The 7,515-nt window shown below is 63.6% G+C and carries 7 protein-coding genes; 3 read left to right on the forward strand and 4 right to left on the reverse strand.

Annotated elements, in window-relative coordinates:
* On the forward strand, positions 1–1,426 hold a 1,426-nt coding region (locus tag Q0S16_RS03235; RefSeq protein ID WP_295844987.1), incomplete at its 5' end, for a CoA-binding protein.
* A 236-nt stretch (positions 1,427–1,662) separates the two neighbouring features.
* Here the strand turns inward: Q0S16_RS03235 and pncB are convergent.
* The 4 genes from pncB to Q0S16_RS03255 all read right to left on the reverse strand — a co-directional run bounded on the left by pncB (position 1,663) and on the right by Q0S16_RS03255 (position 5,676).
* A complete protein-coding gene (pncB, locus tag Q0S16_RS03240; RefSeq protein WP_295844989.1) occupies positions 1,663–2,961 on the reverse strand; it encodes a nicotinate phosphoribosyltransferase in 1,299 nt (432 codons plus the stop codon).
* Between the two features lie 168 nt (positions 2,962–3,129).
* Positions 3,130–3,915 (reverse strand): ATP-binding cassette domain-containing protein, encoded by a 786-nt coding sequence (locus tag Q0S16_RS03245; protein WP_295844992.1) that lies wholly within the window; start codon positions 3,913–3,915, stop codon positions 3,130–3,132.
* Complete coding sequence (locus Q0S16_RS03250; RefSeq protein WP_295844993.1) at positions 3,912–4,712, reverse strand: ABC transporter permease subunit; 801 nt, start codon at positions 4,710–4,712, stop codon at positions 3,912–3,914. The genes Q0S16_RS03245 and Q0S16_RS03250 overlap by 4 nt, the downstream gene beginning before the upstream one ends.
* The gene (locus Q0S16_RS03255; RefSeq protein WP_295844997.1) at positions 4,702–5,676 is read right to left on the reverse strand and encodes an ABC transporter substrate-binding protein; all 975 of its coding nucleotides are present in this window, start codon (positions 5,674–5,676) and stop codon (positions 4,702–4,704) included. Before Q0S16_RS03255 ends, Q0S16_RS03250 begins: the two co-directional genes overlap by 11 nt.
* 186 nt (positions 5,677–5,862) lie before the next feature.
* Between Q0S16_RS03255 and Q0S16_RS03260 the strand changes: the two genes are divergently transcribed.
* Both Q0S16_RS03260 and Q0S16_RS03265 read left to right on the forward strand, forming a co-directional pair.
* Positions 5,863–6,723 (forward strand): alpha/beta hydrolase, encoded by an 861-nt coding sequence (locus Q0S16_RS03260; protein WP_295845001.1) that lies wholly within the window; start codon positions 5,863–5,865, stop codon positions 6,721–6,723.
* 2 nt (positions 6,724–6,725) lie between these two features.
* Positions 6,726–7,514 carry an enoyl-CoA hydratase-related protein gene (locus Q0S16_RS03265; RefSeq protein ID WP_295845003.1) on the forward strand — a complete coding sequence of 263 codons (789 nt, stop codon included), beginning with the start codon at positions 6,726–6,728 and terminating at the stop codon, positions 7,512–7,514.
* Position 7,515 lies beyond the last annotated feature (1 nt).

Raw genomic sequence — 7,515 nt, forward strand, 5'->3', positions numbered from 1 at the left:
CTTCGACTACCGGCCGCGCCCGGCGCCGCGTTCCAATGCCGAAATCGTCACCGCGATGAACCGCATCATGATGCCGAAGGCGGTCGCCGTGATCGGCGCCTCCGCCGAGGACGGCAAGATCGGCAATTCGGTGATGAAGAATCTCATCAACGGCGGCTACAAGGGCGAGATCTACCCGATCCATCCCAAGGCCACCGAGATCATGGGCCGCAAGGCCTATAAGAGCGTCAAGGACGTCGAGGGCGTGATCGACACCGCGGTGTTCGCGATCCCCGCCAAGCTCGTCGCCGGCGCGCTGATCGAATGCGGCGAGAAGAAAATCCCCGGCGCCGTGCTGATCCCGTCGGGATTTGCCGAGGCCAACGAGCCCGCGCTGCAGGAAGAGATCGTGGCGATCGGCAAGAAGTACAATGTCCGGCTGATGGGGCCGAACATCTACGGCTTCTACTATACCCCGGCCAACCTCTGCGCCACGTGCTGCACCGCCTACGACGTCAAGGGTTCGGCGGCGCTGTCGTCGCAGTCCGGCGGCATCGGCATGGCGATCATCGGCTTCTCGCGCTCGGCCAAGATGGGCGTCTCGGCCATTGTCGGGCTTGGCAACAAGAGCGACATCGCCGAGGACGATCTGCTCGCCTTCTTCGAGCAGGACCCCAACACCACGATCATCGCCCAGCATTGCGAGGATCTGAAGGATGGCCGCGCCTTCGCGGAGGCCGCCAAGCGCGTCTCCAAGATCAAGCCGGTCGTCGTGCTGAAGGCTGGCCGTACTTCGGCCGGTGCCAAGGCGGCGTCGTCGCATACCGGCGCGCTCGCCGGCAACGACAAGATCTATGAGGACGTGCTGAAGCAGTCCGGCGTGATCCGCGCCCGTTCGCTGCGCCAGCTGCTGGAATTTGCCCGTGGCATTCCGGTATTGCCGACGCCGAAGGGCGAGAACGTGCTGATCATCACCGGTGCCGGTGGTTCCGGCGTGCTGCTGTCGGATTCGGTGATCGACAACGGCATGGCGCTGATGGCGATGCCGGCGGATCTCGACGCCGCGTTCCGAAAATTCATCCCGCCCTTCGGCGCGGCCGGCAATCCCGTCGACATCACCGGCGGCGAGCCGCCGATCACCTATGTCAACACGGTGAAGCTGGGTCTCGAGGATGAGCGCGTGCATGCGCTGATCCTCGGCTACTGGCACACCATCGTGACGCCGCCGATGGTGTTCGCCCGCAACATGGTCGAGCTCAAGAACCAGATGAAGGCCAAGGGCATCGAGAAGCCGATGGTTGCCTCGCTCGCCGGCGACGTCGAGGTCGAGGAGGCCGCTGAATATCTCTACCACAACGGCATCCCATCCTATGCCTACTCGACCGAGCTGCCGGTGGAAGTCTTGGGCGCGAAGTACAAATGGGCGCGCGGCGCCGGTCTGCTGTAAGCGACGGCAGCCTGCGACACATACGAAAACGCCGCCCGGGAAACCGGGCGGCGTTTTCTTTTACATTCAATCTGTCGTTCACCTATTTGTCCCGGACGCGGTGCGGCATTCTTATGCCGCTCGGCAGAGCCGGGACCGTCGCGAATGCCGGAGTTTGATACGGTCCCGGCTCTGCAGCGCATTACGCCGCAAGAGCGGCGCACTGCACTGCGTCCGGGACAAGTGTACAGCAGCCGCTAGACCACCACCGCCTGCTTGGCAAAACCCTCTTGTCCGAAGATCCGCGTATAGCGTTCGATCTCCGGCGGACTGCCCGTGGTCTTCGCCGGGTTGTCCGAGAGTTTGACCGCGGCGCGGCCGTTGGCGGAGGTGACCTTGCAGACCAGGCTGATCGGATCGAGCGTATCGAGGCCGCGCGGGTGGGTGCCGCGGAAATCATTGGTGGCCATGGTGCCCCAGCCAAAGCTCTCGCGAATCCGGCCGCGGAATTTCTGGTGCAGGTCGATCATCGAATCGACCTCCAGCCCGTCCGAGAACATCGCGCGCTTCTTGCGCGGATCCTCGCCGCGCGACGCGTACCAGGCGATGATTTCCTCGCCGGCGGCGACCGGCTCCTTGGAATCCATCCGCATGCCGGTCCAGCCGGCCGCCCATTCCGGCGCATCGCGCAAAAACTGCGTCATGCCAAACGTGTCCGGCAGGATGATCAGCAGCTCGCCGTCATAGACCTCCTGCCACTTCGCCAGCACGTCATATTGCGCGCGCTTCAGGTCGGCGTCGCTGTCGGAGAGGCACGCGGCGACCATCGGCAGTTCATGCGAATTGGTGCCGATCGCCTCGAAGGAATGCTTGAAGGCGAGCAGGGCGTTGGAGGTGCCGACAAAGGTGCGGCCGAGCTCGTTGGCCATCACGTCGGTGACCCATTCCTGCCACAGGAAGCTGTGCCGCCGCCTTGTGCCGAACTCGGCCAGCCGCAAATCGGGATGCGCCTGCAGCCGCTGGATCTTGCCCCAGATCTTGGTCTTGGCCTGGGCGTAGAGGATATCCAGCTCGAACTTGTCGAGCATCGACATCGCGCTGCGCGTGCGCAATTCGCTGACGATCGCCAGCGCGTAGATTTCCCACATCGTGACTTCGGCCCAGGCGCCCTCGAAGGTCAGCACATATTGGCCGTCGATGGTCTCGAGGTGGTAGTCCGGCAACCGGAAGCTGCGCAGATATTCGATATATTCCGGGCGAAAAATGTCACGGCGGCCATAGAAGCGGTTGCCGGCCAGCCAGATCAGTTCGTTTTCGCGAAACCGCAGCGTGCGGGCGTGATCGAGCTGCGCGCGCAGCACCGCTTCGGGAATGATCTGCGCCAGCCGCACCGTCCTGGTGCGGTTGATCAGGCCGAAGGTAACCGGAACCTCGGCATAGAGCATCCAGATGAACTGGTGCATCAGGAATTTGTAGAAATCGGTGTCGAGCAGCGACCGGATGATCGGATCGAGTCGATAATTGTGATTATGGACGCGGGTGGCGAAATCCATCATGGCGACGCCAATCCTGAACAGGTGCCGACGGGCACGGCGTGACGCGGCATCGGCCGGTCACTGACGCAGCGATTGCGCCAGTAAAAGGGAGGTATCCGCCGGGTTTGGCGATGTCAACGGAGCGGGGGCTTTCGATGCGCCGCGGGGCAGGCCGGCGGCTCCGCGGGATCAGGGCTGGCGCTGCAGGCGCGGGTCGGGGGCATTGGCCTGCAGCGTGTTCTGGATCGCTTCGCGGAGCAGGGGGTATTCCGCGGGTTCCCAATCCGAGACCCGGATGTCCGCGAGCAGCGCGGCCGACTTGCCGAACACGATGATCCGGTCGCCGACGCTCATGGCTTCTTCGAGCTGGTGGGTGATCAGGATGGCGGTACTGTGGAACTCACGCGCCAGCGCCACGAAGGTCTGGCGCAGTTCCCCGGCCGTCACTTCGTCCAGCGCGCTGAAGGATTCATCCGCCAGCAGGATTTCCGGCTGCACCGCGAAGGCGCGCGCGATCGCGACGCGCTGGCGCATCCCGCCGGACAATTCACGCGGATAAGCGTGGGCGAATTTTCCCAGCCCCAGCCGCCGCAGCCAGTCCATCGCACGTTGCTGCCGCACGTCCTCGGAGATGCCGATCAGCTCCAGCGGCAGCTTGACGTTGTCGAGCGCCGAGCGCCACGGCAACAGCCGATCCTGCTGGAAGATGGTCGCGATCTTGCCGCGGAAGGCGTCGAAATCATCATAGGGCGTCTTGTCGCCAATGCTGATGCGGCCCGCGGTCGGATGCTCCAGCCCAATCAACAGGTCGAACAGAGTCGATTTGCCACAGCCGGTCTGGCCGACGATGGCGACCATCTCGCCGGGCTCGATGCGCAGCGTCAATCGATCGATCGCCACCACCGACTGGCCGGAGGTGGTCTGGCGGAACAGCTTTCGCAAGTCTGATATTTCGATGGCCGCTGACGCGCTCATGCCCGCCACCGCAGCACGCGGGTCTCCAGCCGCACCAGCAAGGCTTCCAGCATGAACAGCAGTACCACCAGCACCAGCGTCCAGGCGAACACGTCGGCGACGGAGAACAGTTCCTGCGCCACCGAGAGCTGATGCCCGATCCCGGTCACCGCGCCGACCAGCTCGGCGATGGTGACGACGCGGATCGCCAGGCTGAGCGTGATCTTCCAGCTGGTGATGAGGCCCGGCGTGATCGCCGGCAGCATCAGCTTGCGGAAAAACTGCAACGGCGTCGGGCGGAACGAGCGGATCATCTGTTTCAGCTCCTTTGAAACCTCGCGCATGTTGTCGAGCGCATCGACCGTGAAGACCGGCGCGCAGACCACGATCAGCACGAACACGATGCGGAATTCGACGCCCTTGAACCACAGCACCGCGAACAGGATCCACGACACCACCGGCACCGCCATCAGGATGCGGACCAGCGGCCGCAAATGTCGTTCGAGGCTCTCCGACAGATACATCACGATGGCTACCGCGACGCCGATGGCGAAGGACAGCACCAGCGATAGCAGCACGCGGCCGAGCGTCACGGCGACGTCGAGCGGCGTCACCTTCATCAGGCTGGTGGCGATCCGGCCGAGGCCGGGAATCGCAAAAGCGGGAATGCCCAGCGTCGGTGCCAGATAGGACATGGCCTGCCAGATCGCCGCCAGCACGGCGATCGACACAATGGCCTCGCGCGGCAGGTTGCTGAGCAGCAAAGAGCGCCGGGGTTCTGCCAGCGACGTGGCGGCATCCGTCTCGTCAGGGGGCATAGATGATGGCTTCGTCTGGCAGCCTGGGATGGAAGCCGGCCGTTACCGCGCGTTCAAACGTGTCCCAGATTCCCTTGCGCTCCTCGCCCCACGCCGGCCGGGCATCGAAGTCCCAGCGCTTGGCCAGCACGGCTTCTTTCAGGATGCCGGCGGGCAGCTTGACGGTTTCGACCGCGATGCGGTCGGCGCCGTCGGGGTCGCTGCGCAGATATCTGGTGACGTCCTGCAGGGCGGCGACGAATTTCTTCGGCGCGTCGGGCAGTTTCGTGATGGTGTCCTCGCGCATCGCATAGACCAGCTCCCAGCCACTATTGCCGGTGAGCTCTTTCCAGGCATCATTGGCATTGAAGATGATCCGCAGTTCGGGATCTTCCTTCATCATCATGGTGGCGATCGGCTCGATCACCATCGCCGCATCGACCCGCTTGGCGGCGAGTTGCGCGCGCGCGACGGCGAAATTGGCGTTGACCAGCGTCATGTCCTTGGCGAGTTCGATGTTGTTGGACTTGGCGTAGATCGACAGGATCTGGAATTGCCCGCTGCCCATGTCGGCGGCGAACTGCTTGCCCTTCAGGTCGGCGAAGGTCTTGATCGCCGGATCGCGCGTCAGCACCACGAGATCGGCCAGTGTCGCGCCGGTCGCAATGATCTTCAGCGGAACGCCTTCAAGCCGCAATTTCTGGAAATAGGTCGGGCCACCGATCAGCGTATCGACCTCGCCGGTGGCGAAGCCGGCATAATAGGCCGCGAAGGAGGGATACACCTGAACGTCGGCTTCGAAGCCGTTATTCGTATCAAAGCTGCGCGCCTTCATGATGTTGACAATGATCGGCGCGAACACCGGAAGCGTGAGACTGCCGACGCGAATTTTCGGCAATGGCTGGGCGAGCGATCGCCACGTCGATGTGCCCAGCAGCGTCGCAGCCGTGCCCAAAGTAAAGGCGCGTCGTGAAAGTCGGGTCATGGGCCTCTCCTCGAAAAGCGCGACAATGAAAGCGCCGGCGTGATTGGCGAGCATGCCGCGCTATTTGTTTGTAAGCAAACGATATGCCAAAATTGAATCCACCAAATTGTCTTGCGGTCGGGAAATAAGGTGCTAGCATTTCGTTTGTGTGCAAATGAAATTGGCCTTCACCGCAGGAGCCCCGCAATGCCGCATGTGACAACGCCCGACGGCACCAGGCTTTATTATGAAGAGGTCGGCACCGGGAGTCCCGTGGTTTTTGTCCACGAATATGCCGGTGACTACCGCACCTGGGAGCCGCAGCTCCGCTACTTCTCGCGGGCGCATCGCTGCATCACGTTGAGCCAGCGCGGTTATCCTCCGTCGGACGTGCCGACCGACCCGGCGTGCTACGGTCAGGACATCGCGCGTGATGATATCATTGCCGTGATGGACGCGTTGAAGATCGACAAGGCCCATATCGTCGGCCATTCGATGGGAGCCTCGACCGCGCTGCATGTCGGCCTCAATTATCCCCAGCGCTGCCTGTCGGTGACGGCGGCGAGCTGCGGTTACGGTTCGAGCCCCGATGCGGCCTTTGTGGAGCAGGGCCGTGCCGCCTCGCGCGAAACCGCCAGGATGTTCGAGACGGTCGATTTTCCGACCGCGGCCGCGCGTTATGCCGATGGTGCGACGCGGCAAACCCACAAGAACAAGGATCCGCGCGGCTTTGCCGAGTTCGCGCGTATGCTTGCCGATCATTCGCCGATCGGCCACGCGCTCACCATGCGCGAGTTGCAGGCCAAGCGACCGATGCTGTGGCAGATGGAGACAGCGCTGAAGCAGTTCGCGGTGCCGCTATTGGTGATCGTCGGCGACGAGGACGATTGGTGCCTCGATCCCAGCATCTTTCTCAAGCGTACGGTGCCGACCGCGGGCCTGCTGGTAATCCCGCGCTCCGGCCACACCATCACGTCGGAGGAGCCGGCGGCCTTTAACGCCGCTTTGTCCGAACTGTTCGCGGCGACCGCGGCGGGCAGCTGGATGTCGCACCGGAAACCGGCCTGAGCATGAAAGTGCCGGGCGATATTCACGTCGACATGGTGGATGGCATCGCGACGCTGCGGCTGGTCAATCCGGCACGCCGCAACGCGATATCGACCGCGATGTGGCACAAGGTCGCTGCCTTTGCAGAGGATGTGCGAGGCCGCCGCGATGTCCGCGTCGTGATCCTTCGCGGCGATGGCGAGTCAATATTTTCAGCCGGCGCGGACATTTCGGATTTCGCCACGGCACGATCGGGCGAGGGCCAGGCCCGCGCCTATGACGATCTTGTGGAAGCGACGTGCAGGAAGATCGAGGCGATCCCGCAGCCGACCATCGGGCTGATTTTCGGTGGCTGCATGGGCGCTGGCGCCTCGGTGGCTGCGAGTTGCGACCTACGCGTCGCGGCGGAGGATTCTTTTTTTGCGGTGCCCGCGGCGAAGCTCGGCCTCGGCTACGACCCGCGTGGCATCGCGCGCTTCATCCGCGTATTTGGTGCCGGTACAACGCGGCAGGTGCTGTTCACCGCGGACCGGTTGCCGGCGACGCGCGCTTACGCGCTGGGGGCGGTCCACACCGTGGCGCCAACGGCGGAGGTGGAAGCTGCCACTTTTACATTGGCCCGGCAAATCGCTGGCAATGCGCCGCTGACGATCACGGCGGCGAAGGCGGCCATCTCCGCCATCACGTCAGACAATTCCAATCTGCTGGCGCGGGCCGAGGCGCTTTATGCCGCGGCCGATGCCAGCGCCGACTACGCCGAAGGCCGTAACGCCTTTGCCGAGAAACGACCCCCGGTGTTCACCGGGAGCTAAT

This window comes from Tardiphaga sp. (assembly GCF_025356345.1).
Taxonomy (GTDB): Bacteria; Pseudomonadota; Alphaproteobacteria; order Rhizobiales; family Xanthobacteraceae; genus Tardiphaga.

What these genes read in the sequence shown, in the direction of transcription:
- Q0S16_RS03255 (WP_295844997.1), bottom strand. Translation starts at nt 5,676, where the DNA reads ATGACCCGACTTTCACGACGCGCCTTTACTTTGGGCACGGCTGCGACG.
- Q0S16_RS03265 (WP_295845003.1), top strand. Translation starts at nt 6,726, where the DNA reads ATGAAAGTGCCGGGCGATATTCACGTCGACATGGTGGATGGCATCGCG.
- Q0S16_RS03260 (WP_295845001.1), top strand. Translation starts at nt 5,863, where the DNA reads ATGCCGCATGTGACAACGCCCGACGGCACCAGGCTTTATTATGAAGAG.
- Q0S16_RS03245 (WP_295844992.1), bottom strand. Translation starts at nt 3,915, where the DNA reads ATGAGCGCGTCAGCGGCCATCGAAATATCAGACTTGCGAAAGCTGTTC.
- Q0S16_RS03250 (WP_295844993.1), bottom strand. Translation starts at nt 4,712, where the DNA reads ATGCCCCCTGACGAGACGGATGCCGCCACGTCGCTGGCAGAACCCCGG.
- pncB (WP_295844989.1), bottom strand. Translation starts at nt 2,961, where the DNA reads ATGATGGATTTCGCCACCCGCGTCCATAATCACAATTATCGACTCGAT.